The organism is Actinoplanes siamensis, assembly GCF_016862395.1.
In the GTDB taxonomy this organism is placed as follows: Bacteria; Actinomycetota; Actinomycetes; order Mycobacteriales; family Micromonosporaceae; genus Actinoplanes; species Actinoplanes siamensis.
This window is the reverse complement of the sequence record NZ_BOMW01000002.1, coordinates 54817-81070: the sequence shown is the minus strand read 5'-3', so window position 1 is coordinate 81070 and position 26254 is coordinate 54817. Positions and strand designations below refer to the sequence as shown.

Annotated in this window: 28 protein-coding genes and 1 riboswitch; of the genes, 17 read left to right on the top strand and 11 right to left on the bottom strand. The window is 73.7% G+C overall.

The annotated features are described in order from the left end of the window. Positions 1 to 56: 56 nt before the first annotated feature. The gene (locus Asi03nite_RS00610; RefSeq protein ID WP_203676144.1) at positions 57 to 725 is read right to left on the bottom strand and encodes a maleylpyruvate isomerase family mycothiol-dependent enzyme; all 669 of its coding nucleotides are present in this window, start codon (positions 723 to 725) and stop codon (positions 57 to 59) included. A gap of 11 nt (positions 726 to 736) precedes the next feature. Further along, positions 737 to 1300 (bottom strand): helix-turn-helix domain-containing protein, encoded by a 564-nt coding sequence (locus Asi03nite_RS00605; RefSeq protein ID WP_203676143.1) that lies wholly within the window; start codon positions 1298 to 1300, stop codon positions 737 to 739. Positions 1301 to 1347: 47 nt separating this feature from the next. On the opposite strand from Asi03nite_RS00605, the gene Asi03nite_RS00600 reads away from it, so the two are divergent. Continuing rightward, positions 1348 to 2175 carry a class I SAM-dependent methyltransferase gene (locus Asi03nite_RS00600; RefSeq protein ID WP_203676141.1) on the top strand — a complete coding sequence of 276 codons (828 nt, stop codon included), beginning with the start codon at positions 1348 to 1350 and terminating at the stop codon, positions 2173 to 2175. A gap of 8 nt (positions 2176 to 2183) precedes the next feature. Here the strand turns inward: Asi03nite_RS00600 and Asi03nite_RS00595 are convergent, their stop codons facing one another. Both Asi03nite_RS00595 and mgrA read right to left on the bottom strand, forming a co-directional pair. Continuing rightward, the gene (locus Asi03nite_RS00595) at positions 2184 to 2861 is read right to left on the bottom strand and encodes a nucleotidyltransferase domain-containing protein (protein ID WP_203676139.1); all 678 of its coding nucleotides are present in this window, start codon (positions 2859 to 2861) and stop codon (positions 2184 to 2186) included. Between the two features lie 91 nt (positions 2862 to 2952). After that, positions 2953 to 3948, bottom strand: a complete 996-nt coding sequence (mgrA, locus tag Asi03nite_RS00590; RefSeq protein WP_203676137.1) for an L-glyceraldehyde 3-phosphate reductase — start codon at positions 3946 to 3948, stop codon at positions 2953 to 2955. Between the two features lie 51 nt (positions 3949 to 3999). Then, a riboswitch (glycine riboswitch) is annotated at positions 4000 to 4105 on the top strand. Between the two features lie 76 nt (positions 4106 to 4181). On the opposite strand from mgrA, the gene gcvP reads away from it, so the two are divergent. After that, positions 4182 to 6992, top strand: coding sequence for an aminomethyl-transferring glycine dehydrogenase (gene gcvP, locus Asi03nite_RS00585; protein ID WP_203676136.1), 2811 nt, complete (start codon positions 4182 to 4184; stop codon positions 6990 to 6992). Between the two features lie 277 nt (positions 6993 to 7269). Here gcvP and Asi03nite_RS00580 read toward each other — a convergent pair whose 3' ends face one another. Then, positions 7270 to 7470 (bottom strand): DUF5999 family protein, encoded by a 201-nt coding sequence (locus Asi03nite_RS00580; protein WP_203676135.1) that lies wholly within the window; start codon positions 7468 to 7470, stop codon positions 7270 to 7272. Positions 7471 to 8227: 757 nt separating this feature from the next. On the opposite strand from Asi03nite_RS00580, the gene Asi03nite_RS00575 reads away from it, so the two are divergent. The 4 genes from Asi03nite_RS00575 (at position 8228) to Asi03nite_RS00560 (ending at position 11853) form a co-directional block, all read left to right on the top strand. Continuing rightward, entirely contained in the window at positions 8228 to 8734 is a 507-nt protein-coding gene (locus Asi03nite_RS00575) for a sigma-70 family RNA polymerase sigma factor (RefSeq protein ID WP_203676134.1), read from the top strand. Positions 8735 to 9047: 313 nt separating this feature from the next. Beyond that, positions 9048 to 9722 (top strand): AAA family ATPase, encoded by a 675-nt coding sequence (locus tag Asi03nite_RS00570; protein ID WP_203676133.1) that lies wholly within the window; start codon positions 9048 to 9050, stop codon positions 9720 to 9722. Between the two features lie 840 nt (positions 9723 to 10562). Next, positions 10563 to 11117 carry a peptide deformylase gene (locus tag Asi03nite_RS00565; RefSeq protein WP_239102226.1) on the top strand — a complete coding sequence of 185 codons (555 nt, stop codon included), beginning with the start codon at positions 10563 to 10565 and terminating at the stop codon, positions 11115 to 11117. Next, positions 11104 to 11853 carry a class I SAM-dependent methyltransferase gene (locus tag Asi03nite_RS00560; protein WP_239102224.1) on the top strand — a complete coding sequence of 250 codons (750 nt, stop codon included), beginning with the start codon at positions 11104 to 11106 and terminating at the stop codon, positions 11851 to 11853. Before Asi03nite_RS00565 ends, Asi03nite_RS00560 begins: the two co-directional genes overlap by 14 nt. Here Asi03nite_RS00560 and Asi03nite_RS00555 read toward each other — a convergent pair. Continuing rightward, complete coding sequence (locus tag Asi03nite_RS00555; protein ID WP_203676132.1) at positions 11834 to 12208, bottom strand: VOC family protein; 375 nt, start codon at positions 12206 to 12208, stop codon at positions 11834 to 11836. The genes Asi03nite_RS00560 and Asi03nite_RS00555 overlap by 20 nt on opposite strands. A 420-nt stretch (positions 12209 to 12628) precedes the next feature. Between Asi03nite_RS00555 and Asi03nite_RS00550 the strand changes: the two genes are divergently transcribed. Together Asi03nite_RS00550 and Asi03nite_RS00545 are read left to right on the top strand one after the other, a co-directional pair. Next, positions 12629 to 13240 carry a ribonuclease FAU-1 family protein gene (locus tag Asi03nite_RS00550; RefSeq protein WP_203676131.1) on the top strand — a complete coding sequence of 204 codons (612 nt, stop codon included), beginning with the start codon at positions 12629 to 12631 and terminating at the stop codon, positions 13238 to 13240. After that, entirely contained in the window at positions 13237 to 13671 is a 435-nt protein-coding gene (locus Asi03nite_RS00545; protein ID WP_203676129.1) for a RidA family protein, read from the top strand. The genes Asi03nite_RS00550 and Asi03nite_RS00545 overlap by 4 nt, the downstream gene beginning before the upstream one ends. Here Asi03nite_RS00545 and Asi03nite_RS00540 read toward each other — a convergent pair. Next, positions 13622 to 14368, bottom strand: coding sequence for an HAD-IIA family hydrolase (locus tag Asi03nite_RS00540; protein WP_239102222.1), 747 nt, complete (start codon positions 14366 to 14368; stop codon positions 13622 to 13624). The two genes, Asi03nite_RS00545 and Asi03nite_RS00540, sit on opposite strands and share 50 nt — an antisense overlap. 136 nt (positions 14369 to 14504) lie before the next feature. Here Asi03nite_RS00540 and Asi03nite_RS00535 point away from each other — a divergent pair, with 136 nt between their 5' ends. The 6 genes from Asi03nite_RS00535 to Asi03nite_RS00510 all read left to right on the top strand — a co-directional run bounded on the left by Asi03nite_RS00535 (position 14505) and on the right by Asi03nite_RS00510 (position 20275). After that, entirely contained in the window at positions 14505 to 15164 is a 660-nt protein-coding gene (locus Asi03nite_RS00535; RefSeq protein WP_239102221.1) for a formylglycine-generating enzyme family protein, read from the top strand. 84 nt (positions 15165 to 15248) lie between these two features. Then, positions 15249 to 16115 (top strand): hypothetical protein, encoded by an 867-nt coding sequence (locus Asi03nite_RS00530; protein WP_203676123.1) that lies wholly within the window; start codon positions 15249 to 15251, stop codon positions 16113 to 16115. Next, positions 16112 to 16744: a DUF4129 domain-containing protein gene (locus tag Asi03nite_RS00525; protein ID WP_203676121.1), complete on the top strand. Its 633-nt coding sequence runs from the start codon at positions 16112 to 16114 to the stop codon at positions 16742 to 16744. The genes Asi03nite_RS00530 and Asi03nite_RS00525 overlap by 4 nt, the downstream gene beginning before the upstream one ends. Further along, positions 16741 to 18000, top strand: coding sequence for a DUF4350 domain-containing protein (locus Asi03nite_RS00520; protein WP_203676120.1), 1260 nt, complete (start codon positions 16741 to 16743; stop codon positions 17998 to 18000). The genes Asi03nite_RS00525 and Asi03nite_RS00520 overlap by 4 nt, the downstream gene beginning before the upstream one ends. After that, on the top strand, positions 17997 to 18959 hold the full coding sequence (locus Asi03nite_RS00515; protein ID WP_203676118.1) for an AAA family ATPase: 963 nt from the start codon (positions 17997 to 17999) through the stop codon (positions 18957 to 18959). Before Asi03nite_RS00520 ends, Asi03nite_RS00515 begins: the two co-directional genes overlap by 4 nt. Next, positions 18959 to 20275: a DUF58 domain-containing protein gene (locus tag Asi03nite_RS00510; protein ID WP_203676117.1), complete on the top strand. Its 1317-nt coding sequence runs from the start codon at positions 18959 to 18961 to the stop codon at positions 20273 to 20275. The genes Asi03nite_RS00515 and Asi03nite_RS00510 overlap by 1 nt, the downstream gene beginning before the upstream one ends. Positions 20276 to 20298: 23 nt before the next feature. Here Asi03nite_RS00510 and Asi03nite_RS00505 read toward each other — a convergent pair whose 3' ends face one another. Then, positions 20299 to 20775 carry a hypothetical protein gene (locus tag Asi03nite_RS00505; RefSeq protein WP_203676115.1) on the bottom strand — a complete coding sequence of 159 codons (477 nt, stop codon included), beginning with the start codon at positions 20773 to 20775 and terminating at the stop codon, positions 20299 to 20301. A gap of 44 nt (positions 20776 to 20819) precedes the next feature. Between Asi03nite_RS00505 and Asi03nite_RS00500 the strand changes: the two genes are divergently transcribed. Both Asi03nite_RS00500 and Asi03nite_RS00495 read left to right on the top strand, forming a co-directional pair. After that, positions 20820 to 21374, top strand: coding sequence for an RNA polymerase sigma factor (locus Asi03nite_RS00500; protein WP_239102219.1), 555 nt, complete (start codon positions 20820 to 20822; stop codon positions 21372 to 21374). Next, positions 21371 to 21862 carry a hypothetical protein gene (locus Asi03nite_RS00495; protein ID WP_203676113.1) on the top strand — a complete coding sequence of 164 codons (492 nt, stop codon included), beginning with the start codon at positions 21371 to 21373 and terminating at the stop codon, positions 21860 to 21862. The genes Asi03nite_RS00500 and Asi03nite_RS00495 overlap by 4 nt, the downstream gene beginning before the upstream one ends. A 225-nt stretch (positions 21863 to 22087) precedes the next feature. Here Asi03nite_RS00495 and Asi03nite_RS00490 read toward each other — a convergent pair whose 3' ends face one another. Both Asi03nite_RS00490 and Asi03nite_RS00485 read right to left on the bottom strand, forming a co-directional pair. Further along, the gene (locus tag Asi03nite_RS00490; protein ID WP_203676112.1) at positions 22088 to 22744 is read right to left on the bottom strand and encodes a hypothetical protein; all 657 of its coding nucleotides are present in this window, start codon (positions 22742 to 22744) and stop codon (positions 22088 to 22090) included. Between the two features lie 41 nt (positions 22745 to 22785). Beyond that, on the bottom strand, positions 22786 to 23670 hold the full coding sequence (locus tag Asi03nite_RS00485; protein ID WP_239102217.1) for an RDD family protein: 885 nt from the start codon (positions 23668 to 23670) through the stop codon (positions 22786 to 22788). Positions 23671 to 23755: 85 nt separating this feature from the next. On the opposite strand from Asi03nite_RS00485, the gene Asi03nite_RS00480 reads away from it, so the two are divergent. Further along, entirely contained in the window at positions 23756 to 24745 is a 990-nt protein-coding gene (locus Asi03nite_RS00480; RefSeq protein ID WP_239102216.1) for a stage II sporulation protein M, read from the top strand. Positions 24746 to 24915: 170 nt separating this feature from the next. On the opposite strand, the gene Asi03nite_RS00475 is transcribed toward Asi03nite_RS00480, so the two are convergent. Then, positions 24916 to 26124, bottom strand: coding sequence for an MFS transporter (locus Asi03nite_RS00475; protein ID WP_203676111.1), 1209 nt, complete (start codon positions 26122 to 26124; stop codon positions 24916 to 24918). Between the last annotated feature and the right edge of the window lie 130 nt (positions 26125 to 26254).

The following is a 26254-nucleotide window of genomic DNA, read 5'->3' as shown; positions in this document are numbered from 1 at the left end:
CCGCCGACCGGCGCCACGGCGACCCGAATCGCTGTCACGTTACTGACCCGAATCGGTCAGGGCACCAGTGGACCGGGCAGCGCGGCCCGCGCCGCCCGGTGATCCCCGGCCAGCTCCGCCCAGGGTCGCCGGTTCCAGAGCGCCAGCAGGATCTCCGCGGCGGTCCCGCGCAGCGTCGACACCGGCTCGCCGGGGCCGAGCACCCAGGACCGGTCCAGGTCCGATGCCACGAAACAGACCGATCGCGACGGTACGGCCATCCGCCCGCGCTCCACCTGCCGGGGCAGGAACGTGTCACCGATCTCCGCGATCCCGTCCGCGCAGTGTTCCGGGTCGAGCACGCTCGCGACGCCCAGCGCGTGCTCGGCGTCCCACCGGTGCACCAGCGTCTCCAGCCACCGGCGCCGGCGCCAGAACCCGACCGTGCGCGGCGGCCAGAACGTCCACGCCTCGGTCCCCGGATCCACCGCGAGCGCGCCGGTGAGGACGTCGCCGCTGGCCGCCACCCACGGCACGATGTCCTCCGGAGCCGGCGGCGGCTGGTGTCGCCCGTGCCGCTCGGTGACCGCCGCGGCCGCCCACAGGTTGCCCTCGCCGAGGTGGGCGGCCAGCTCGCGCAGCGTCCAGCCGGGGCAGTGCTCGACCGGCGCGGACAGGTCACCGCCGAGGCACCGCTGGAAGGCGGCCAGCTCGGCGCGCAGCAGCGCCAGATGGTCGAGACCCATAGGCGCCGACTCTACCCGGGCCGCAGATGCGAGCGCTCACCCTCGTGGTCCAGGATGCAGAGCACCTCGGCCGGGCCGCCGGTCGAGCCGAACGCGTGCGGCACCATCGTGGAGAACTCGGCGGCCTCGCCGGCCCTGACGATCACCGTGCGTTCGGCGAGCCGCAGGATCACGGTGCCGGAGAGCACGACGAACCAGTCCCGCCCGGGATGCACCCGCAGGTCGGCGGGGACCGGGCGGTCGACCCGCAGCTTGGCCACGGTCATGCCGGCCGGCGTGCCCTCCCGGTTGAGCAGCCAGGTGGTCATGCCACGCGCGTCGTCGTGGTGCGGCCGGATCACCACGTCCTCGTCGCGGCCGGACTCGACCAACTGGTCGAGGCTGGTGCCGAGCGCCCGCGCGATCGGGGCGAGCTGGTCGAGGGCGATCCGCCGGTGCCCGGTCTCGATGCGGCTCAGCGTCGACGGGGTCAGGTAGGCGCGGGCGGCCAGCTCGTCCAGGGTCCAGCCGCGGGCCACCCGGAGCCCGCGGATCCGCTGCCGGACGAGGGCGTCCAACTCGCCGTCTTGCGTCATACGCAAGATTATATGTCACAGACGCAAGGCCGCGGTACGGTCGGCGCATGGCACACGAACACGGTCCCCACCAGCACGGTCAGCACGGTCACGCCGACGAGCTGGCCCAGATGCTCGACCTCGACGCCGAGGTCCTGCGCGACTACTACCGCGAGGTGATCGGCTGGGCCGGCTCGCTCGTACCCACGGAACCGGAGATCATCGACCTCGGGGCCGGCACCGGGACCGGGACCGTCGCCCTGGCCCGCCACCTGCCGACCGCCTCGCTGACCGCCGTCGACGTGGACGAGGAGATGCTCGACCGCCTGCGGCGCCGCGTCACGCAGGCCGGTCTCGGCGACCGGGTCCGCACCGTGCGGGCCGACCTGGACGGCGAGTGGCCCCCGCTCGGCCCGGCCGACCTGGTCTGGGCGTCCGCCTCGATGCACCACCTGGCCGACCCGGCGCGCGCCCTGGCCCAGGTCCACTCGCTGCTGCGCTCCGGCGGCATCTTCATGATCACCGAGCTGGACGGGTTCCCGCGCTTCCTGACCGACCCGGACGGGGCGGCTCTGGAGGAGCGCTGCCAGACCGAGATGGCCCGGCTGCGGGTGGAGAGCGGCCTGCACATGGGCCACGACTGGGGCGCGGGCCTGAAGGCGGCCGGCTTCGCGGTGGAGGGCGAGCGCCGCTTCGAGATCTGTCTGCCGGGGCCCCCGTCGCCGGAGGCGCTGCGGTACGCGCAGGTCACCCTGGAGCGCACCGCCCACCGGCTGGCGGACCGGCTGTCCCCGGCGGACGCCGCGGCCCTGGCCGGCTACGCCCGCACCCTCCCGGACCGCACCGACCTCACCGTCCGCGCCACCCGCGACGTGTGGATCGGCCGCCGCCCCTGACCCACCGGTCACCACCGCAGGCCGTGTTCGCGGATCTCCAGCAGCAGCCGTTCGACCCGGTCCCGGTCCGGGCGCTCGGGCAGGACGGTCCCGGCGGTGGCGTCCGCCAGGCCGGCGAGCAGGGTGGCGGCCCACGCGGCGACCGCGTCCCAGGCCATTTCGCCGTTCCGGACCGCCAGCAGCCGGTCGCGCAGGTGGCCCACGTCGACCAGGATCTCGCCGGTGCGCAGCACGTGCGCGCCGGCGATCAGCAGGCGGATCATGTGCATCGCCTGTTTGTGGTTGGTCTCGCCGGTCCGGGCGCGCCGGGCGGCGACCCGGTCGAGCTGGTCGCGGGCGTAGCCGCCGTACGTCTGGGCCACCCGCCGGGACAGGAACGCCTGGCGGGCCGCCCGCAGCGCCTCGCCCTCGGCGGTGACCCGCTCGGTCAGCGGGGACCAGAGCACCTCCAGGACTGTCGGGTTGGCCTGCAGCGCCAGTGTGCAGAACCGCTCGACCTCCCAGGAGAACTGCTCGTCGGCCGGCCCGTCCAGATGCGTGGCCGGCTTGTCGAGACGCCAGAAGTCCCGGGTCGGCGCCGCGTAGACGCCGCGCCGGTCGTGGTCGCTGCCGGGCCCGTGGAGGCCGTAGGCACGGGACCCGACCACGACGGACAGGATCGTGTGCTGCTCGACCAGGTGTCCCATGCCCGGGAACGGTACTGAACCGCCCCCGGGCACGCGCGGCAATTCACGGGCGGCCGGGCGCCCGGGGCCGTACCCCTCGAAGGGTTCGGTCCTAGAGGTTCAGTACGGTGCCGTCGATGGCGTCCAGCTCCTGCTGGCTCAGGGCCAGGTTGTTCAGCGCGGCGACGTTGTCCTCCAGCTGCCCGACGCTGGACGCGCCGATGATCAGGCTGGTCATCCGCGGGTCGCGCAGCGCCCAGGCGAGGGCCAGCTGGGCGAGCGTCTGACCACGCCGCTTGGCGATGTCGTCGAGCGCGTGCAACCGCCCCAGGGTCTTCGGGTCCAGGGCGCTCTCGTCGAGGAACACGCTGGTGCGGATCCGCGAGTCGTCCGGGATGCCGTCGAGGTAGCGGTCGGTGAGCAGGCCCTGCTGCAGCGGGCTGAACGCGATCGCGCCGGCGCCCACCTCCTCCAGCGTGTCCAGCAGATCGTCGTGCTCGATCCAGCGGTTCAGGATCGAATACGACGGCTGGTGGATCAGCAGCGGGGTGCCGAGCTCGCGCAGGATCGCGGCGGCCTTCGCGGTCTGCTCGGAGTTGTAGTTGCTCAGGCCGACGTAGAGGGCCTTGCCGGACCGCACGAGGTGATCGAGCGCGGACATCGTCTCCTCGAGCGGCGTCTCCGGGTCGGGCCGGTGGTGGTAGAAGATGTCCACGTAGTCGACGCCGAGCCGCCGCAGCGACTGGTCCAGCGAGCTCACCAGGTACTTGCGGGAGCCGAAGTCACCGTAGGGGCCGTCCCACATGGTGTAGCCGGCCTTGCTGGAGATGATCAGCTCGTCGCGGTGGTGCTTGAGGTCGGCGGCCAGGATGCGCCCGAAGTTGGCCTCCGCGCTGCCCGGCGGCGGGCCGTAGTTGTTGGCCAGGTCGAAGTGGGTGACCCCGAGGTCGAAGGCGCGGCGGACGATGTCCCGCTGCCGGTCGGCCGGGCGGGTGTCGCCGAAGTTGTGCCAGAGGCCCAGGGAGATGGCGGGCAGCTGGAGGCCGCTGCGGCCCGCACGGCGGTACGTCATGGACTCGTAGCGACCGACTGCAGGGGTGTATGTCACAGCCCCACCCTAGGAGTTCCGGTAGGGGGCCGGTCCACTGGTAGGTTGGTGACCAGCTGCGCGGGAGAGACCAGGGCTTCTCGTTGTCGAGTGGCCGGGCGCCGAAGGGGCAAATCCTCCCCGGAATCTCTACAGGCAAACGGACCGCGCGGGCAGGCGACTCTGAAGCGCCCCTGGTGGGTACGACAGAGGGGGAGGGCTCAAGTCAGCCTTCTCAAGCCCGGGAGTCGCCCATGACGTCGTCATTCACCCATCGCCACGTCGGCCCGCAGGCCGACGAGCAGGCGGAGATGCTGAAGACCATCGGGTACGAATCGCTCGGCGAGCTGATGGACGCCGCGATCCCCGAGTCGATCCGGTTCCGCGGCGAGCTGGACCTGCCGGCCGGCGCCTCCGAGGAGGCCACCATCGCCGAGCTGCGCGCCCTCGCCGGGCGCAACGTGCTGACCACGCCGATGATCGGCCTGGGCTACTACGGCACGCACACCCCCGCGGTGATCAAGCGCAACGTGCTGGAGAACCCGGCCTGGTACACGGCGTACACGCCGTACCAGCCGGAGATCAGCCAGGGCCGCCTCGAGGCGCTGCTCAACTTCCAGACCATGGTCACCGACCTGACCGGCCTCACCACGGCGAACGCGTCGATGCTGGACGAGGCCACCGCGGTCGCCGAGGCCATGACGCTCGCGCGGCGCGCCTCGAAGAGCGGATCCGCGGTGTACGCGGTGGACGCCGACACCTTCCCGCAGACGCTCGCCGTGCTGCGGACCCGCGCCGAACCGCTCGGCATCGACGTCCGGCTCGTCGACCTGGACGCCGGGGACGACCTGCCGGAGGAGTTCTTCGGCCTGCACCTGCAGTACCCGGGCGCGTCCGGCGCGGTCCGCGACCACGCCTCGCTGGTCGAGGCCGCCCACGCCAAGGGCGCCCTGGTCACGGTCGCCGCCGACCTGCTCGCGCTGACGCTGCTGCGCGCGCCCGGCGAGATCGGCGCGGACATCGCCGCGGGCACCACGCAGCGATTCGGCGTACCCCTGGGCTTCGGCGGCCCGCACGCCGGCTACCTGGCGGTGCGCGGCGGCCTGGAGCGCAGCCTGCCCGGGCGCCTGGTCGGCGTCTCGAAGGACGCCGACGGCGCCCCCGCCTACCGCCTCGCCCTGCAGACCCGCGAGCAGCACATCCGCCGGGAGAAGGCGACCAGCAACATCTGCACGGCGCAGGTCCTGCTGGCCGTGATGGCCAGCATGTACGCCGTGTACCACGGCCCGGCCGGTCTGCGCGAGATCGCCAAGCGGGCGCACGACCACGCCCTGACCCTGGCCGGCAGCCTAGCCGCGGCCGGCGTCCAGGTCGCCCACGACGCGTTCTTCGACACGGTCACCGCGATCGTCCCCGGTCGTGCCGAGGCCGTCGTGTCGTCCGCCGCCGAGTCCGGCATCGACCTGCGGCTGATCGACGCGGACCGGCTCTCCGTCTCCACCGACGAGACCACCACCGCGGCACACGTCGAGACGGTGCTCGCCGCGTTCGGCGCGACGGTCGCGGAGCCGGCCTCCTGCGGCGCCCGGCCACTCGCCCGCACCAGCGACTACCTGCATCACCCGGTGTTCAACACGCACCACTCCGAGACGAGCATGCTGCGCTATCTGCGCAGGCTCTCGGACCGCGACTACGCGCTGGACCGCGGCATGATCCCGCTGGGCTCGTGCACCATGAAGCTGAACGCCACCACCGAGATGGAGGCGATCACCTGGCCCGAGTTCGCGAACATCCACCCCTTCGCCCCGCAGAACCAGGTCCGGGGGTACGAGGAGCTGGTCGCGCAGTTGGAGGGCTGGCTCGCCGAGATCACCGGGTACGACGCGGTGAGCGTCCAGCCGAACGCCGGCTCCCAGGGCGAGCTGGCCGGGCTGCTGGCGATCCGCGGCTACCACCGCTCGCGCGGCGAGGCGCACCGCGACGTCTGCCTGATCCCGTCGTCGGCGCACGGCACGAACGCGGCCAGCGCGGTGATGGCCGGCATGCGGGTGGTCGTGGTGGCCTGCGACGAGAACGGCAACGTCGACCTCGCCGACCTGGCCGTCAAGATCGAGAAGCACGCGTCCTCGCTCGCCGCGATCATGGTGACCTACCCGTCGACGCACGGCGTGTACGAGACCGGCATCGCCGAGCTGTGCGCGCGGGTGCACGAGGCCGGCGGCCAGGTGTACGTGGACGGCGCGAACCTGAACGCGCTGGTCGGCTACGCCCAGCCGGGCAAGTTCGGCGCCGACGTGTCGCACCTGAACCTGCACAAGACGTTCTGCATCCCGCACGGCGGCGGCGGCCCCGGCGTCGGCCCGGTCGCGGTCCGCGCCCACCTCGCCGAGTTCCTGCCCGGCAACCCGCTGGAGCCGGGCGACCACCACGCGGTCTCGGCGGCCGCGCACGGCTCGGCGGGCATCCTGCCGATCTCCTGGGCGTACGTGCGGATGATGGGGCCGGACGGCCTGGCCCAGGCCACCGCCACCGCGGTGCTGGCGGCCAACTACGTGGCGGCCCGGCTGCGCGAGCACTACCCGGTGCTCTACGCCGGCGAGAACGGCCTGGTCGCGCACGAGTGCATCCTGGACCTGCGGCCGATCACCAAGGCCACCGGGGTCAGCGTCGACGACGTCGCGAAGCGGCTCATCGACTACGGCTTCCACGCCCCCACCATGTCGTTCCCGGTCGCCGGCACGCTCATGGTGGAGCCGACCGAGAGCGAGGACCTGGCCGAGCTGGACCGGTTCTGCGCCGCGATGATCTCGATCAAGGCGGAGATCGACCAGGTGGCGGCGGGTGTCTGGCCCAAGGACGACAACCCGCTGGCGAACGCGCCGCACACCGCGTCGGCGGTGACCGCTGACGAGTGGCCGCACCCGTACCCGCGCTCGGTCGCCGGCTTCCCGGCCGGTGTCGACCGGACCGCGAAGTACTGGCCGCCGGTGCGCCGCATCGACGGGGCGTACGGCGATCGGAACCTGGTCTGCTCGTGCCCCTCGCCGGAGGCGTTCGAGAGCTGATCCTCAGCAGGGGTGCGCAGGTCGCGGTCCTCGGATCGCGGCCTGCGCCGTCTTTTCGCCGGCCGTCCGCCGTGTTCCGGGCGGCCGTCCATTCCCGGCGGTCCGCCGTCCTTTCGGAGGCCGGCCGCCGTCTTTCCCGGCTGTCCGAGCGGGCTGCCGCGTGGGCGGGCCGGGCATCTGATCAAGACCGTGCCACCCGCGCCGCGGGCCGGCCGATCTTCCGGTCGAGTTCCGAAACTACCGCCAAACCGGGCGGCCGTCTCGTTACCCTCAGTTACTATGCTGCCAGGGCGTGCGGCGCCGGGCCGCGGTGCGGCTCGATCGTCGTGCCGTCCGGCAGCAGTTCACCGGTGTCCTCGAAGACGATGACGCCGTTGCAGAGCAGGCTCCAGCCCTGTTCCCGGCAGGTCGCCACGGTGGCGGCGGCCTCCCGGTCGATCGCGTCGGCTGGCGGACAGGGGTTCAGGTGCTGGCACATCGTGGATTTTCTCCGGTCGGGGGCTGTGTGAAGGTTCACAAAGTCGAGGTCGAACGTTACCTCACATCGAACGACAACGCTGCAACGGAGTGACGGCGTCCGACCGCGGTTTCGCGGTATCGATGGTCCACGCTCAGGGGTCCTCCGGCCACTCTCCGGTTCCCCCTTCCGCCGGTTCCGCCGGCCGCCCGGCCGCCTCCCATGCCCGTCACCATGCGTTACGTTCGTTCTCGTGGCCTCGGGGTGATCCCGATGACTCTGCCGAGCCTCTGACCCGGTCCCGCACCGGTAACGGACTGCCGGTGCGAAACCTCGACCGAACGGATGACAAATACAGGACTAATGGCCATGGCACCCGGTACGGAGCGTCGCGCTGCGTGTCGGCTGATGCCGGATGCGTGATGGGCGTCGCCGCACCCGGCAGACCAAGCCCGGTCCCGGTGGGCCCGGACGTTCATGCGGTTGTGTGAGAACACGCCGAGTGCGGTGTCCCCGGTTCACCACAGCATGGGCCGGGCCCGCAACACGACCCCTGGATCGGGAATGCGACCCCTGTCCGGGGCCGGTCCGGGCCCCGCGAGCGCGATCACAGCCGTCGCACAGAGGCTTCCGGGCGTTCTCTACCTATTGCGTGCCACTCTCGCGGTCCGCCCCCACGGGCGGGGGATGAACGCGTACGTTGACGCACGCGTTTCCCGGACACGGTCCACTGTGACACCTCTGCCACGTGGCCTCTGCAGAAGGCGACATCCCGCTCATGCTCTCTTCCCCGCCCGTCCTGGAGGAGTTCGCGCGCTTCGCGCGGGACAGCAGGCAACGGCTGCACAGCAGCGCGTTCCAGCTCTGCCGTGACTGGCATCTGGCCCAGGACCTCACCCAAGCCACCCTGACCAAGCTCTACCTGAGCTGGGACCGGGCCGCGGCGAGCGACAACCTGCCGGCGTACGCCCAGAAGGTCCTCTTCCGCACCTATCTCGACCATCGGCGGCGGCGCAGCTCCACCGAGGCCACGCCGGGCGAGCTGCGCGAGCCGGTCTACTCGATGGACCCCGACCTGCGGATCACCATGCTCGGCGCGCTGCGGCGGCTGCCCGCCCGGGACCGGGCGATCGTGGTGCTGCGCTACTTCGCCGACCACAGTGTCGAACAGGTGGCCGCCGAGCTCGACGTGCCGATCACCGTGGTGAAGAGCCAGACCCGCCGCTCGCTGATCAAGCTGAAGCACCTGCTCTCCCGGGACCGCTCGACACTGCTCGCGGCGTGACATCCCACCTTTGCGCGCGGCGAACTCCCCGGAGTGGCTGCTGAACGCCCGGCGCCCGCGGGGGCGGTTGCGGGATGGCCGTTGTCCACCCGGCGCTTGCGTGAGGGCGGTATATTTTCGCGCTGAAGGGGAGTAGTCCTTTCGCCGGTCGTTCGACATCCTGGAGCCTCCCGGCTTCCGGCGCCCGGGCCCCACTGGGGTGGACCAGACCTTCGGCCCTGCAGGTGACGTGAGTCGCCGCGGACAGGGGCCGGGGTCTCGACTGTTCGGACGGGAGTTCGGTTCCTGCCACGGCGGGAGAGGAACGACGACCATGGCAGCTCTGTCCGTCTCCGTCCCGGAGGCCACGCCCCGCGCCGGGCGGGACCTGCGTGGGCATCGTGTCCCCGAGCTGAACTACCCGGCCCGCGTGCTGCTGGTGGTCGCGGGCATCCCCGGCGCCGGCAAGACCACGCTGCTCAAACGTCTGTTCCCGCGGCCCGGTGTGCGCCTGCTCGACTCCGAACAGGCCCGGCTGCGCCTGAGCCCCTATCTCGGCGCGGTCCCCTACAAATACTGGCGGCCACTCGTGCACGCCGCCCACTACGCCCGGTTGTACCGAGCCCTGCGCGGACCCGAGTCGGTCGTGGTGCACGAGTCGGGGACCCGGGCCTGGGCGACCCGGCTGATCACGGACGCCGCCCGGCGGGCCGATCGCCGCACGCACCTGCTGCTGCTCGACGTCGACCCGGCGGACGCGCTCGCCGGCCAGGAGGCCCGCAAGCGCAGGGTCCGCCGGTCGTCGTTCGCCACGCACGTACGCAAGTGGCGGGATCTGCTCGGCGCCGTCGCCGATCCGGCCCACCGCATCCACCAGGGCGTCGCCACCATCACGATCATCGACCGCCCGGCGGCCGCCGCCCTGACCGCCATCCGTTTCGACGGCCTGTCCCTGGCCTCCTCGACCGCACCGGCCCACCCCGGCCCGGCCCTGCTCCGCGCCGCCTGATCCGCTGGCGCCTCGCTCCCGCGTCCCGCCCGCGCGGAGGCCCGTCCGACAGGTCACGCCCCGACCCGTAGTCGCACCAGCTCGTGCCCGCCCCTCGACAGCCCCACTCACCCCGATCCACTGCCACCTTCGCCCGATCCCCGCGGACACACCTGTCCGGAGGGTACGAGGTGCCTCCCCCCGGTTAGAACCCCTCGGCTGGTCCCCGGAGGTCTCTCGCAGGGACCTCTGGCCCCCGGCCGGCCCGTGCCGCGTGCTCGGTGGTCACGACGAGCGCGTCCTCGCCGACCCGCCCGGCCGCCGACCCGGAGTCGACGCCGCCGTTGATCATGGCTGGTCCGCAGGGGTCTCTCACGGGCCGTGAGAGACCCCTCGCCGCCGGCCCGGTGCGGCTGGCTGGTTCCGAGGGGTCCAACGGCGCCTCTCCGTGTCGGCCCGACCCCGAACCTGCCGGCGGCCGCGCCGGCCGGGCACGGAAGTGCGCTCGGCGGCTGCCGGTCCACGTCGTCGGGTCACGGGCCCGCCCAGGGCTGCCGGCACGGGTGGCGGGAACCGGGACGGGCAGTGGCTGCGGGATCCGCCCCGTCGCGTGATCGCGGCGGCCGCAGGATCCGATTCGGTCGGGCGCACGCCGCAAGGGGAACCCCGCCGGCCGCGACTGCCCAGTACCCGCCCACCCTAGGGGGGACCTCCGCCGCGGACCATTGTGGCGCGAGATCGGAAGGCGGCGCGGACGGCCTGTGGACAACCGCCTTCTGTGGACAACCGGCCGCCACCGGCCCGCCGCGCAAGACCGGCAGCCTGCAGCGCCAGCCGTAACGACCGGATACGATTCCGCACATGACAGTTCGGCCTATTCGGCTCTATGGGGATCCGGTTCTTCGTACGCCCGCTGACCCGGTCACCGACTTCGACGCGAGCGTGCGGGAGATCGTCCGGGATCTGGAGGACACCGTCCGGGAGCCGGGCCGGGCCGGGGTCGCCGGCCCGCAGATCGGTGTGAGCCTGCGGGTGTTCTCCTACAACGTCGCCGGGCAGGTCGGGCACCTGGTCAACCCGGTGCTCTCGGACTTCGACGGTGAGCAGGAGGACGAGGAGGGCTGCCTCTCGCTGCCGGGGCTGGGATATTCCACGAAGCGGGCCATGTCGGTCACCGCGCGCGGGTTCGACCTGAACGGGGAGCCGCTGGTGATCAAGGGCACCGGGTTCCTGGCGCGGGCTCTGCAGCACGAGACCGACCATCTGGACGGGCGGCTCTACATCGACACGCTGACCGGTGACGTGCGCCGCCAGGCCCTCCGCGAGCTGCGACGGGGTCGTCCCGCGATGACCGAGGTGCGCCGGCAGGCCGGTCCGGCGGGTGACCGAGGTGCGCCCTCGGGTGCTGCTCGATGATCGGCGTACGCCGCCGGGCGGTCCCTCGATGACCGACGTGCGGCGGCTGGCGGTGGAGTCGCTGGCGGGCGGGGACGCGACCGGATGGTTCGAGCGGCTCTACGCGCAGGCCCGCGCCGGGCGCGCGGTGGTGCCCTGGGACGTGGCGGCGGCCAGCGTGAACCTGCGGGAGTTCCCACTCGCCGGGGGCGCCGGCCGGCGGGCGCTCGTGGTCGGCTGCGGCCCGGGCCGGGATGCCGAACACCTTGCCACCCTGGGGTATGCCGTGACCGCGTTCGACATCTCGGCGACAGCGATCGCGGTGGCGCGGGAGCGGCACCCGGACTCGCCTGTGGACTACCGGGTCGCCGACCTGCTGGACCCGCCACGGGACTGGGATCGCGCGTTCGACCTGGTCCTGGAGAGCAACAACGTGCAGGCGCTGCCGGCGCGGATCCGGACCCGGGCGATCCGGGCGGCCGGCGGGTTCGTCGCGGCCGGCGGCAGGTTGCTGGTTCTGGCCGCCGCGGCGACGGACACGCCGGGGGAGGGGCCGCCCTGGCCGCTTACCCGGGCGGAGATCGACGCCTTCGCGTCCGGTGATCTGCGTCAGGTGTCCGTGGAGGAGTTGCACGCGCCCGGTTCGAGGCTGCTGGTGCGGTGGAGGGCGGTCTTCGAGAGACCGGCGCTGGACGCCCACACCGGCGGGGATCGCCGATGTGGACGCCCGGCGCCGGTCAGAGATACGGCCGGGTGATCAGCTCGACGGCGTGACCGGCCGGGTCCTTGAAGTAAACGCCCCGGCCGCCGTGCTCGTGGTTGATCTCGCCGGGGCGGCGCATCTGCGGATCGGCCCAGTGAGTGACGCCCCGCTCCCGCAGCCGCTCGTAGGCCCGGTCGAACAGTTCGTCGTCGAGCAGGAACGCGTAGTGCTGCATCTGGATCTCCACCGGGGGCTCCGCGAACTGCAGCAGCACGCCCTGATCGAGCTGGAGGTTGGTGAACGGGCCCCAGGACGGGGCCTCCGCCGCCTCGAGCAGGTCCCGGTAGAACCGGGCCGACTCCTGGCGGTCCTTGGACGCGATGATGGTGTGGTTGAAGGTGGCGGGCACTCTGCTGACCTCTCGATGCGTTCGGACGGGACGGGACCTGCGGGCGCAGGCGGTCCACGTGCCGAACGGGCGGGGGTCAGCGATCCACCGGGTCGCCGATCCGTGCGTGGCTGTGTGCCGGTCCGGTGTTCACGTGGCCGACCCTACCGGTTCCGTGCTCATCGGACCAGCCGGCTTCCGGTCGCGGGCTTCACGATCGACGGTCGTCGACGTTTCCGGTGCGTACCGGGAAGGTTTTTCAGCTCGTCCGGTTCCCGCGTGGTGCGACGCGCGCCAACGCCTGCCCGATCCGGACCGCGACCTGTGCTGGTCCACCTGACCGGCCGGCTGGGGAGCGGCCCGGAGCAGATGCCCTACCAGTGCGGGCTGAGCGACACCCTCCTTGCGGGCTGCCGCTGAGCCTGCTCCTAGGCTGCCGGCATGCGATTCGAGGCCGGGCAGATCGTGGTACGCCGATACCGCCGCGGACCGTGGCGCACCTGGGCGCAGCCGATGCGGGTGGTCCGCGACGACGACGCCGGGCTGCTGCTGTGGGCGCCGGAGGGCGGCGAGTTCGCCCGGTTGGTCGATGTGGACGGCCGGAACACGCACGACGTCAGCCCGGACCTGATGCGGGACCCGAAGCTGACGCTGCACCACTGGCGCGGCAACGACGTGCTGATCCTGATGCCCCCGGCGGCCGGCTGGTCGGTGTGGTGGTTCTTCCGCGACGGAGCCTTCACCGGGTGGTACATCAACCTCGAGAAACCGTTCGTGCGGCAGCGGGACGGCGTCGAGACGACCGACCTGGTGCTCGACATCGTGGTGACACCCGACCGGCAGTGGGAGTGGAAGGACACCGACGAGTTCGCCGCGTTCACCGGCCACCCGCTGTACTTCGGCAGCGCCGCGGCGGCGGAGATCCGGGCGGAGGGGGACCGGCTGATCAAGCTGGTCGAGGCCGGGGAGTTCCCGTTCGACGACACGTTCACCGGTTTCCGGCCGTCCCCGGACTGGCCGTTGCCCCGGTTCCCGGAAGGATCCCTGGGATGACGATCTCGAAGCTCAATCCGGACACCGTGCACCGGACCGCCGGCTACAGCCACGTCACCATCTCGTCGGCGGGGCGGCTGGCGCATCTGGCCGGGCAGTGCCCGCTGGACCGCTCCGGCTCGGTGGTCGGCGAGCCGGGCGACCACGCCGCGCAGACCGCCCAGGTGATCGCCAACTGCCTGGCGGTGCTGTCGGCGGCCGGCGCCACGCCCGGCGACGTGGTGCGTTCGGTGATCTACGTGGTCAGCCCGGACAGCCGGGTGCTGTCCGCGGTCTGGGAGCAGCTGAACACGTCCGAGCTGGCGCCGGCGTTCAGCACCGCCAGCACCCTGCTCGGCGTGGCGTCGCTGGGCTACCCGGGCCAGTTGGTCGAGGTGGACCTCACGGCTGCGCTGCCAGCAGAGCCGGAAGGTCCGCCACCGAGTCGATGACGTGGACGGGCCGCGGGAGGTCCCCGGCCGCCCGCTGGTCGGCGTACTTGCCGGTGCGGACCTGGACCGAGGTGGCGCCCGCCTCGTTGGCCATCAGGATGTCCGTGGTGCGGTCGTCGCCCACCACCCAGACCCGGCCGGCCGGGGCCGCGGCGGCCAGCCGGAAGAAGTCCGGGCTGGGCTTGCCCAGGACCCGGGCCGACCGGCCGCTGGCGTACTCGATGGCGGCGACGACGGCGCCGGTGTCCAGGTGGTCGCCGTCCGCGGCGCGGAAGTACCGGCCGCGCTGCAGGGCCAGCAGCTCCGCGCCGTTGCGGACGGCCCGGAAAGCGGCGTCCAGGCCCGGGTAGTCGAGGGTCTGCCGGCAGTCGCCGACGATCACGTGGGTCGGGTCGCCGGCCGGCGGCGCGTGCCCGGCCAGATCGTCGCGGACCTCCGGGTCGGCCAGCACGAGCACCCGGCTGTCCGGGGTGAGCAGGCGTTTGGCGGCGACGACGGGGGTGAACACCTCGCCGAGGGCGACCGGGATGCGGGCCCGGCGGACGCGCTGGACCAGGGCGGCCTCGGACCGCGAGTCCGTGTTGGTGAAGACCCGCACGGTGTGCCCGGCGCGCCGCAGCTCCACGATGGCCTGCGCGGCGCCGGGCACCACCTCGCCGCGCTCCCGCAGCGTGCCGTCCAGATCGAGCAGTATCACCCGCGGTTCCATGCCACCCCAGCCGTCGCAAATCGAGGCAGCGTACCCTGCGGTGTCGCCGATGTCACACCTGTCGTTCCCCGAGACGCCCGCGGCCGGTCGCGACGCGCCCCGCCGATGGTGCAGGATTCCCGTCGTGGATGTGCGGGCCGGATCGTTGATCGAGGTGGCGGCGGCATCGGTGCGGCTGTCGGACCGCCGTACGCAGCGATCGTGGGTTGTCGATGTCGATTCCTATCTGCTCGGGGCGGTGCCGGTCACCCAGGCGGAATACGCCGCGGTGACCGGGGAATGGCCGGGCAGCGCCCGGGGCGGACGGCTGCCTGTGGAAAGTGTGTCCTGGTGGGACGCCATCCGGTACTGCGACGCCCGGTCCGAGCGGGAAGGGCTCACCCCGGTCTACCGCAACGGCGGGGAATGGGACCGGACGGCGGACGGATACCGGTTGCCGACCGAGGCGGAATGGGAGAACGCCTGCCGGGCGGGCAGCAGCGGGCCGCGCTACGGCGAGCTCGACGAGATCGCCTGGTACCGGGGGAACTCCGGGGAACGGCCGCACGAGGTGGGCACCCGGGCGGCCAACGCCTGGGGATTCCACGACATGCTGGGCAATGTCTGGGACTGGTGCTGGGACGTCTACGACGCCGAGGTGTACGGCGACTACCGCGTCCTGCGCGGCGGCGGCTGGTTCGACGAGAAGTGGAGCTGCCGGGCCTCGGTGCGCCGGCGCAGCCATCCCGACCTGCGGATCGAGGACGTCGGATTCCGCGTCGCACGCTCCGTGCCGTCCCGGTGATCCGGTCCGCCGGCGTCCCGGCGGCTCCGCTGCTGGTCATGGGGGCCGGCGAAGCTGCCGGACCGGTCTTCTAGGATGCCCGCCATGCGGGGAGAAGCGGCGGGATCGCGCCGGCAGACGGCGATCCTGCCGTTGCGGGGCACGACCGCGGGGGAGTCGCTGGACAGCGCGGTGGCGCTGGTGCGGCAGCGTGCGCTGCCGTTGCTGAGCATGGCGGCGCTGCTGGCCGCGGGCGAGCAGTGGCTGCTCACCGGGATGCGCCGGGCCGTCCCGCTGCAGCCGCCGTTCTTCCTCTTCGACTCGTGGAACTTCGACGCCTGGTGGCGGATCGTGGCGACCGGGCTGGCCACCGAGGTCGCGATCGTGACGCTGCTCGCGGCGTTCGCCGGGGCGGCCGTGGCGCCGGCGCTGCTGGGGCGCGCCGCGACGCATCGCGAGCTGTTCCGCCGTACCCCCGTGCTGGCGTCCCTGCTGGTCGCGGCCGTGCTGGCCGGGATCGCCTGGCCCGCCGCCTACGCCGGGCTGGTCGCGGTGATCGCGCTCTACGCGCTGACCGGCCTGGCCACCCCGATCCTCGCGATGGAGCGGACCGGCAACCCGTTCGTGGCCCTGTTCCGCTCGGTCGCTCTGTCGGCGCGCGGTGGCCTGCGCGTCGCCCGGATCCGGATCCTGGGCTACCTGAGCTGGCTGGCGATCCGGTTCGCGCTGGGCCTGGGCTGGATCGCGGTCGCCGACCTGCTGGCGTGGGACGTGACCGAGGCCGGCTGGCTGGACTGGGCGGTGCCCGGCGCCTGGGTGGTGGCGAACACCGCGGCGTACGCGGCGCTGGGCTGCCTGGACGCGGTGCTGCTGGTCGAGGCGCGGATCCGGACCGAGGGGCTGGACATCGCGCTGAACCGCAGCCGGGCGCGCGGCGAGGACGAGACGGCCGTGCTGGTGACCGCGCGGTGAGAGGGTACGACGAGTTCGTCGGATGGCTGCTGAACCGGTTGTCGCCGCAGTGGGTGCTGCTCGTGCTGTTCGCGCTGACCGGCCTGGTGGCGGTGCTCTGGTACTGGTATCCGGCCTGGGTTCCGCGGCGGATGCCGGGGATGCCACGGTTCCGGTTTCCGCGCCTGCGGCTGCCCCGGTGGCGCTTTCCCCGCGTACCCCTGCGCCTGCGGCTGCCCCGGTGGCGCCGCAGGCCGAAAGCCAGGTGGGCGCCGGCCGCCGCGCCGCGGCCCGCCACCCAGCCACCCGCTCCGCTCGCCGAGCCGGAGCCGGGCGGCCTCTCGCTCGCGGATCGTCTCGCGGCCGAGGGCCGCTATGCCGAGGCGATCCGGGAACGGCTGCGGGAGACCGTCGTCGACCTGATCCGGGCCGGTGTGATCACGCCGCAGCCGGGCACCACGGCGGCCGAGCTGACCGCTGACGCGTCGGCGCGGCGCCCGGTGGTGCGGGCGCCGCTGGGCGGCGCCACCGAGATCTTCTCGGAGATCTGGTACGGGCGGCGGGAGGCGTCTCCCGGGCACGACGAGCGGATGCGTAGTCTCACCGCCGAGGTGCGCGCCTCCCTGACACCGCCGGGAGGCGCCCAGTGACGACCAGGCGGGACCGGCGCTGGCTGCGCGTCGCGATCCCGTTCGCCGTGCTGGTCACGCTGATCACCGGGACGCTGCTAGTGCACGCGGCCGAGCAGCCCGACCCGGCCGACGCCGACTTCCTGTCCCCGGCCAGCTCCGCCGGTATCGGCTCCAGCAAGCTCGCGGACCGGCTGCGCCGGCGCGGCGTGGCAGTGGTCCGGGAGACGTCGACCGCCGGCGCGCTCGCCGCGACGAGCGACGGCGACGCGACCCTGCTGGTCACCACCCCCGGACTGGCCGATCTGGACCGGCTGAGCCGGTTCGACGGGCTGCCCGCCGGCACCCGGGTCGTCCTGGTCGGCCCGGAGCAGGCGGCGCTGGCCCGGACCGACTGGCCGATCCGGCAGGACGGCGAGCACCTCTGGACCACCGCTGTGATCGACGCCGGGTGCGCGGACCCGGTCGCCACCGCGGCCGGCCCGGCCGCGGTGGGCCGGCTGCGCTACGCCACGGCGCCCTGCTACGCAGGCGCCCTGCTGACCACGACCTGGGGCGGGCTGACGATCACCGCGGTCGGCGCGGCCGACCCGTTCCGCAACGACCGGATCGACGAGCACGGCAACGGCGCTCTCGCCGCCGGCCTGCTCGCCCGGACCTCCCGGGTGGTCTGGCTGGACGTGCACCACCGAGACGTCCAGCCGTCGCCCAGCCCGTCCCCGTCGAGCCGGTCCACCGAGACGCCGTTCGCCGGGCCGAGCACCGGCCAGACCCCGCGGGAGACCGGCGCCCCGGGCGACCCCGGCGACGCCGCGCCCGCCGATCGGGCACAGGGCCCGGACCAGCCGAACCCGCTGGCCGAGGCGTTCCCGCCGGCCCTCTGGGCCACCCTGGCCCTGCTGGGGCTGGCGCTGCTGGCCCTGGCCGCGGCGGCCGCGCGGCGACTGGGCACGCCGGTCGCCGAGCCGCTGCCGTCGCGGGTCCCGGCCGACGAGACCATGCTCGGGCACGCCCGCCTCTACCAGCGGGCCCACGCGCGCGAGGAGTCGCTGGACATCCTGCGGGCCGCGGCGCGGCGGCGGATCACCGCGCACCTCGGCCTGCCCGCCGGCGCCACCGTCGAGGACATCGCCGAGAGCGCCGGCTACCAGGTGGACGACGTCCGGGAGGTCCTTGCCGGCTTCCGCCCCGACAACGACGCCGAGCTGGTCTCGGCCGCGAACGCCGTACAGCACCTGGTACGCGAGATCACCGGATTCGAAGGAGACCAGCCGTGACCCCCGACGCCCAAGAAGCCCGCCTCGCCCTGGGCCGGCTGCGCACCGAGGTCGGCAAGGCCGTCGTCGGCCAGGACGCGGTGATCGGCGGCGTCGTGGTGGCGCTGCTCTGTGGTGGCCACGTGCTCCTCGAGGGCGTGCCCGGTGTCGCCAAGACCCTGCTGGTCCGGACCCTGGCCACGGCGCTGGACCTGGACACCAAGCGGGTGCAGTTCACCCCCGACCTGATGCCCGGCGACGTCACCGGATCGCTGGTCTACGACGCGCGGACCGCCGCCTTCAACTTCCGCGCCGGCCCGGTCTTCACCAACCTGCTGCTCGCCGACGAGATCAACCGGACGCCGCCGAAGACCCAGGCCGCGCTGCTCGAGGCCATGGAGGAGCGCCAGGTCAGCGTCGACGGAACCGCCCGGCCGCTGCCGCAGCCGTTCCTGGTCGCCGCGACGCAGAACCCCATCGAGTACGAGGGCACGTACCCGCTGCCGGAGGCCCAGCTCGACCGGTTCCTGCTGAAGCTGAGCGTCCCGCTGCCGGAACGCGACGCCGAGCTGAACGTGCTGCGCGCGCACCACAACGGCTTCGACCCCCGCGACCTCGAGGCGGCCGGCGTCACCGCGGTGGCCGGTGCCGCGGACCTGGCCGCCGGCCGCGCCGCCGTGCAGCGGGTGCAGGTCGCCGACCCGGTCCTCGCCTACATCGTCGACATCTGCCGGGCCACCCGGGTCGCCCCGGCCCTGGAGCTGGGCGCCTCGCCGCGCGGCGCGACGGCGCTGCTCGCCGTCGCCAAGGCGCACGCCTGGCTGAACGGGCGCGACTACGTGGTGCCGGACGACGTCAAGGGCTACACCCTGCCGACCCTGCGGCACCGGGTCCGGCTGCGCGCCGACGCCGAACTGGACGGCATCACCGTCGAGTCGGTGCTGGCCTCGCTCCTGACCGCGGTGCCGGCGCCGCGCTGATGATCACCAGGCGTTTCGCCGTTCTGCTCGCCGCCGGCCTGCCGCTGCCGGCGCTGCTGCCCGCGCCGTGGCCCGCGGTGGGCGGGGTCCTGTTCGTCGTCGCCGGGCTGGCGCTGATCGACCTGATCACCGCCGGGCGCCTGGACGGGATGCAACTGCGGCGCGACGGGGATCGGACGGTCTGGCTGGGCAACACCGCGACGACCCGGCTGACCGTGACCAACACGGCCGAGCGGTTCGTCCGGCTCGGCCTGCGGGACAGCTGGGTGCCGTCGGCCGGGGCGGGGCCGTTGTCGCACTCGCTCGCGCTGGACCCGGGCGCCTCCGGGACCGTGACCACCACGCTGACCCCGACACGGCACGGGGACCGGCCGGCGGTGCGGGTCACCCTGCGGTCGTACGGGCCGCTCGGGCTGGCGTACCGGCAGCGCCGCAGGTCGTGGAACGCCGGTGTGACGCCGCCCTGGACGCTGCGGGTGCTGCCGCGTTTCCCGTCGCGGCGGATCCTGCCGGAGAAGCTGGCGCGGCTGCGGGTGATGGACGGGACGCTGGTGACCCGCGGGCGCGGGCACGGGACCGAGTTCGACGTGCTGCGGGAGTACGTGATCGGCGACGACGTCCGGTCCATCGACTGGCGGGCCAGCGCGCGGCACCAGGACGTCGTGGTGCGCACCTGGCGGCCGGAGCGCGACCGGCGGGTCTACTGCGTGCTGGACACCGGGCGCACGTCGGCGGTCCGGGTCGGCGACGCTCCCCGGCTGGACGCGGCGATCGACGCGGCCCTGTTGCTCGCCGTGCTGGCGGCCCGCGCCGACGACCGGGTGGACCTTCTCGCGCTGGACACCGCGGTGCGGGCCCGGGTGGAGGGCGGCGGTCACCGGGTACAGCTGCCCCGGGTGATCGACGCCATGGCGTCCCTGGAGCCGGCGCTGGTCGAGACCGACTTCGCCCTGCTCGGCCGGGAGTTGCTGCGCCGGGACCGGAAACGCGCGTTGGTGGTGATCTTCACGGCGCTGGACACCGCGCCGATGATCGAGGGACTGCTGCCGGTGCTGCCCCGCCTCGCCGCCCGGCACAAGGTGATCGTGGCGGGGGTGCGGGATCCCGCGGTGGCCCGGATGGCCTCGCTGTCGTCCACGCCGACCGCCGCGGACGTGCACACCGCGGCGGCGGCGGAGCGGGTGCTGTTCGAACGCGACCGGGTGCGCGATGTGCTCAGCCGGTCGGGGGCGACAGTGGTCGACGCGGACGCGGCGACCTTCGCCGGCAAGGTCGCCGATGTGTACCTGTTGTTGAAGGCCACCGGAAGGCTGTAGGCGATCCTCGGGTGTGCCGCGGGTCACAGCGAGGGGGCCAACCTTTTCCGGGCTGCGGCGTCCTCCCAGGCGACAGTGCACCGACTGACAGTGCTGGAGCTTGAGATGCGCAGATCCACCCGGGCCCTCGCGGTCGCCGCCGGAGCCGTGGCCGTCGTCGCCGTCGGCGGGGTGACCGCCGCGGCGGCCTTCGCCGACGACGCGACTCCCGCGCCGGTCCCGAGCAGTTCGCCGGCCGCTACCCCGACGGTCGTGCCGGTGCCGTCCGCTTCCACGGGACAGCCGACCGCCGCGCCGGTGCCGTCCGCCTCCACAGCGAAGCCGACCGCCGCGCCGGTGCCCTCCGCTTCCGCCCGGAAGCCGACCGCCGAACCGACTCGATCCTCCGCGACGCGGCCGTCGACCGCCGCGCCGTCGCCGAGCTTCGCGGCCCCGGCCGCGTCCTGAGGGCTCGCGCGCCGGCCGTCCGTACGGCCGGCGCGCCGCCCGGTCCCTCTCACCCCGACCCCACCTCCCGAGGCCCTTTGTGATCTTCGTGCTGCCGATGCCCACGTCGCTGCTGCGCTGGTGGCGTGGGTCCGCCGCCGCCGGCCCCGTCGTGACGGCGGCGACCGCGGCGCCCGCGATCGACGAGCTCTACCGCGAGCGCCGCCTGCCGCTGGTCCGGCTGGCCGTGCTGATGGTCGACGACCTGCCCACCGCGGAGGACATCGTCCAGGATGTCTTCACCCGGCTCTACCGCAGGCACGGCACCGGCCTGGACACGGTCGCCGACCCGAACGCCTACCTGGTGTCCGCCGTCATGAACGCGGCCAGGTCGGCGCTGCGCCGCCGCCGGATCGCCCGGGCCTACCTGCCCCCGCGCCCGGATCCGGCGCCAGCCGCCGAGGACGAGGTGCTGCTCGGGACGGGCGACCGGGAGGTGATCCGGGCGCTGAGCCGGCTCACCACCCGTCAGCGGCAGGTCATCGTCCTGCGCTACTGGTCCGGCCTCTCCGAACGGGAGATCGCCGGCACGCTGCGGATCACCGCCGGGACCGTCAAGTCGACAGCGCATCGCGCCCTGACGCTGTTACGTGCCCAGTTGGGGGAGAAATGACCGAAACCGATCTGGAGCGGCGCCTGCGCGGGGCGCTGTCCGCCCGGGCCGCCGCCGTCACGGGCCGGGACCTGCGCGACGAGCCGGCGCTGCTCCGGGCCGCCCGCCGGAGCATGCCGGCCCGCTGGTGGCTGCCGCCGGTCGCCGGGCTCGCCGTCGCGGCGGTGTCGATCACGGCGTTCGCCCTGCTCCGGCCGGCGGATCCGGCCCCGGCCCCGCCCGCGTCACCCGCATGGCCTGTCCCGCCCGCCTCACCCGTGTTGCCGACTTCGCCCGCTTCGCCGACCTCGCCGGCCAGGCCGATGCCGGGCACCACGCCGACCTCGTCCCCGGACACCACGCCGACCTCGTCCCCGGACACCACGCCGGCCGTCACACCGCCCGCGCCGTCGCGCTCGTCGCGCGCGCCGTCACGCTCGTCGTCCACGGCCGAGCCGACTCCTTCCGCCTCCCGACCCGCGCGGATCCTGGCCTCCACCCCGCGCTGACAGTTGGACCGGGCGGCCGGTGGGGCGCGGGGCGAAGAAGCGGACGCGGCGGCGGCCACTGCGGCCGCGAGCTCGGCAGCGTCCAGCATCGCTTGGCCGGCGCCCTCGCCGGCCGGCGGCGTCAGGTGCGCGGCGTCCCGACGAGGGTGACGCCCGAATGGTGCGCCCAGCCGCTGAGCGACGATGACCCCCAGCCCGGCGGCGCGGCCGGGGCGACCTCCCGGGTCAGGCCAGAGCCTGGGTGACCAGGCGCAGGTCGGCGTCGGGCAGCGCGCCCGGCGTGCGTACCGCGAACTCCCCGTCACACACCAGCATGTCGTCGTCGCCCACCCAGCACACGGGGCTCTCCAGCATCTGCCGGGCCACCTCGCGCGCCGCCGGCCGGGCGTCGCCACCCACCGTGAGCAGTGCCTCGGTGACCTGGTCGACCGCCTCTGGCGGGGCGTCCGCGTCGCCGAGCGCCGGCAGGGCCAGCAGCAGGCGGCGCGGCGTCGTGGCGATCCGGGTGAGCTCGGGCCAGGAGAGTCCGGGGCCGTAGCCGCGTCCCTGCCGGGCGGCGATCGGGACGGCCCGGCCGGGCGCCAGCACCACGTAGTCGTCGCCGCCCTCGAGGTTCGGCCCGTACCAGCTGATCCGGGTGAACCGGTCGCTGATCGGGATCACCGGCCAGTGCGCCGACGACCGGATCTGTTCGTGCAGGGCGGTCGTGTCGTCACCGGCGCCGTCGAACAGCTCCGTGATCAGCTCCGGGGCCGCTGCCCCGTCGAACATCGCCGCCCAGAACGCGCGGTGCTCCAGCAGTGCGGAGCCGTCGCTCAGCGTCTTCGCCGGCACGCCGTCGTGCCGGCGCACATAGTCGGTGGCCTGCGCGTCAGTCAACACCGGACCAAATCTACGTCGGTCCGGAAACCGCGAGCCCGGCGTCACCAGGTGGGGGTCGCGGGGCGTACCGGCGAAGGAACCTCGATCTGATGGGCGGGACGCCCGAAGCCCGGCAGCAACCGCTCGGTGACCACACGCCCGGCCGCCAGCTGTGCCGCGAAGCGGCGGCGGCGTTCGGCGAGCACCGCGGCGAGGAAGTGGTACGGCGGTGTGCCGGGCGGCGGTGGCGGCGCCACCCGTGCGCCGACCTCGGCCGCCAGCATCCGCTCCAGGCCGCCGCGGTGCGGCTCGCTCAGCTCCGCGGCCCGGGACAGGAACTGCCGCACCTCGGCGGCCAGGTCGTCGTCGACGGCGGTGAGGTCGGTGGCCGCCGCCCAGTCGGCGAGCCCGGCCGGCATGGCCGGGACGTAGCGGAACGGCACCGGACGTTTCTCGTGCACGACCAGCGTGCCGGCGGCCAGGTCGCCGAGGCGCCGGCCCCGGCCGGAGAAGAGCATCACGGCCAGGGTGACCACCCAGGTCAGGAACGGCAGCAGCAGGCCCGGCCACTCCACCGCGAGGCCGATCAGCGCCCGGGTGAACGCGTGCCGGACCCGGATCGGGCCGCCGTCCTCGCGGATCACCCGCAGTCCCACCACGGACTTGCCGAGGCTGCGCCCGTTCGTCCGGACCTCGACGAACGTCGGGTAGCCGAGCAGCACCAGCACCACCGCGATCCGCAGCACCGCACCGACCAACGCGTCATCCACGATCGACTCGGGCAGCACGGCCAGCACCAGCCCGGCCGCCAGCATCGCGCCGCCGGCCACCATGGCCTGGATCAGGATGTCGATGCCCAGCGCGACCGCCCGCGACCCGAGCCGGGCCGGACGCAGGTCGAGAGCGACGGCCTCCGCGGTGACCAGGTCCGTTGCAGCAGCGTTCACCCGGACAGTGAACACCACCGGGGCTCGGGCACGGACACCGCGTCCACTACGCTGGGCGGCCGACGGACCGGCGGGGGAATTATCGATGATGGATCTCGACGCGTATCTCGCGGAGCGCGGCGGCGAGTGGCACCGCCTGGAGGTCCTGGCGAGCCGTCCGAAGCTGCGCAGCGCCGCCGAGATCGACGAGCTGGTGCTGCTCTACCAGCGCGCGGCGACCCATCTGTCGGCGCTGCGCAGCCGTAACCCCGACCCGGTCGTGCTGGCCGACCTGTCCCGCCTGGTGCTGGCCGGCCGGGCCGCGGTGACGCGCGGCAGCGGCGGGCTCTCCTGGCGGCCGCTCGCCGACTTCTTCGCCTACCGCCTGCCCGGCGCCCTCTACCGCACCCGCCACTGGTGGGGCACGCTGGCGGTGCTGCTGGTCGCGGCCACCGCCGCGATGATCTGGTATTTGGCGGCTCACCCGGACGCGCTCGCGGTGTTCGGCGGCGAGGCGCAGATCGACGAGGTGGCCGGCAAGGACTTCGTCGGCTACTACAGCGAGTACCAGGCGCAGAACTTCGCGCTGCAGGTGTGGACGAACAACGCCCTGCTGACCGCCCAGTGCCTGGCCGCCGGGGTGCTCGTCCTGCCGGTCGTCTACCTGCTCTGGGAGAATTCGCTGAACACCGGGGTGGTCGGGGCGATGATGGTCAGCCGGGACGCCGGGGACACGCTCCTGACCTATCTGGCTCCGCACGGCCTGCTGGAGATCACCTGCCTGTTCGTCGGTGCCGGGGTCGGCCTGCGGATCGGCTGGTCGTGGATCGCCCCGGGGCCGCTGCACACCCGGCGGCAGTCGCTGGTGGCCTGGGCCCGCGAGGGCATGGTGGTGGCGGTCGGGCTGGTGCCGGCCCTGGCGGTGGCCGGCTTCCTGGAGGCGTTCGTGACGCCGTCGGGGCTGCCGGCTGGGTTGCGGGTCGCGATCGGGGCGCTGGTCTGGCTGGGTTTCCTGTCGTACGCGCTGGTCTGGGGCCGGGAGGCGAACGTCCGCCACCCGGGCGGCCCGGACCGCGCCGATCTGCCCACCGCGTGAGTTCCCGGGCCCGGGCGGTTCACGGGGAACGGAGCCGTCCGGCACGGCGGGCGCCCGGAGAGTGGTCGCGTCGCCCACCGCAACGCCGGCTTCTGGCTCCCGTCGGCGGCCACCTCGAGCCCGGCGAGGATCCCGTGCCGACCGCGCGGCGGGAGATCCGGGGCGCCCGCCTAGGTGACCAGTTGGTCGGCTGACGAGCGGGCGGCCAGGGGCGCCCGCAGGGTCCACATCACCGCCGAAGCCACGGCGGCGACCACCGCGAGCGCCAGCCACGGCAGCGCCACGCCGGCGCCGAACAACGTGGTGAAGAACGCCGGCGCGATGATGCCGGCGAACGCGAACGTGTACTGGTAGACCGCCAGGTAGCGCCCGCGCTGGGCGGGCGGCGCCGCGGCCGCCGACAGCGCGTTCGAGATCGGCGCGTGGATCAGGTCGGCCGCCGCGTACAGGATCATGCCGCCCAGCAGGCACGGGATCAGCGCCCACCGCGGCACGCCGGCCGCCGCCGCGTAGACCAGCGCCCACCCCACCCAGATCGCGCCGGCCAGGACCAGGCACGCGGCCCGGGACAGCGGGCGCACCAGCCGCACGGCGAGCCGCTGGCCGGACGCGAGCAGCACGGTGTTCGCCGCGAGCAGCGGCCCGACCAGCCAGGCCGGCGCGGACAGCCCGTCGATCAGGTATACCGGCACCGCCACCCCGAGGAGGATGCTGCACAGCGCGAACACCGTGTTCACCGCGATGAGCAGCAGGTACGGCCGGTCGCGCAGCAGCGTGCGGTAGCCGCCGGCCACCCGCTCGGCGGGGTCCGGCGCCGCCCCGCGCGGAACCAGCAGCAGCAGGGCCGCGGACAGGACGAAACTGGCGGCGTTGAGGTAGACCACCGGCTGGTACCACGAGTACGTCACGGCGAGCCCGCCGAGCAGCGCGCCCACCCCGGTCGCGCCCATCTGGATCATCCCGGCCAGCGCGAACCGGCGATCGGCGTGGCGCTCGTCCTCACCGGGTTCGGCGAGACCGGCTACCACCGAGAAGAACGAGGACCAGAACAGCCGCTGCCCGACCGCGGCCACGATGGCCACCAGCAGCAGCGTGCCGGGGCCGCGGACCAGGGCGTACGCCGCGTACGCCGTGCCCTGCAGCAGTTGCGCGGCGAGCACCCGGTCGAGCGGGCGGGTGCGGTCGGCGATCTGCCCAACGATCAGCGGCACGGGCAGCGAGGCGAGGGCCGCGACGCTCAGCAGGGGGCCGACGGTGCTCAGGCGCAGGCCGCTGACCTCGGTGAAGTACAGCAGCGAGACGGGCAGCAGCAGGCCGCTGCCGAGCATGTCGACCGCGAGGGCCAGAGCCAGGGCGATCAGCTTCGGTCGATCAGTCACCCGCAGTGTCTACTATCCCACCGCCCCGAGACCAACCGATTTAGTCCCGCCCCCCAACCCGGCCCGCTTCAAACGCCGCGGCCGGGCGAGCCGCGAAGGCGACAGTCGCGATCGACGGGCTTCCGGAACC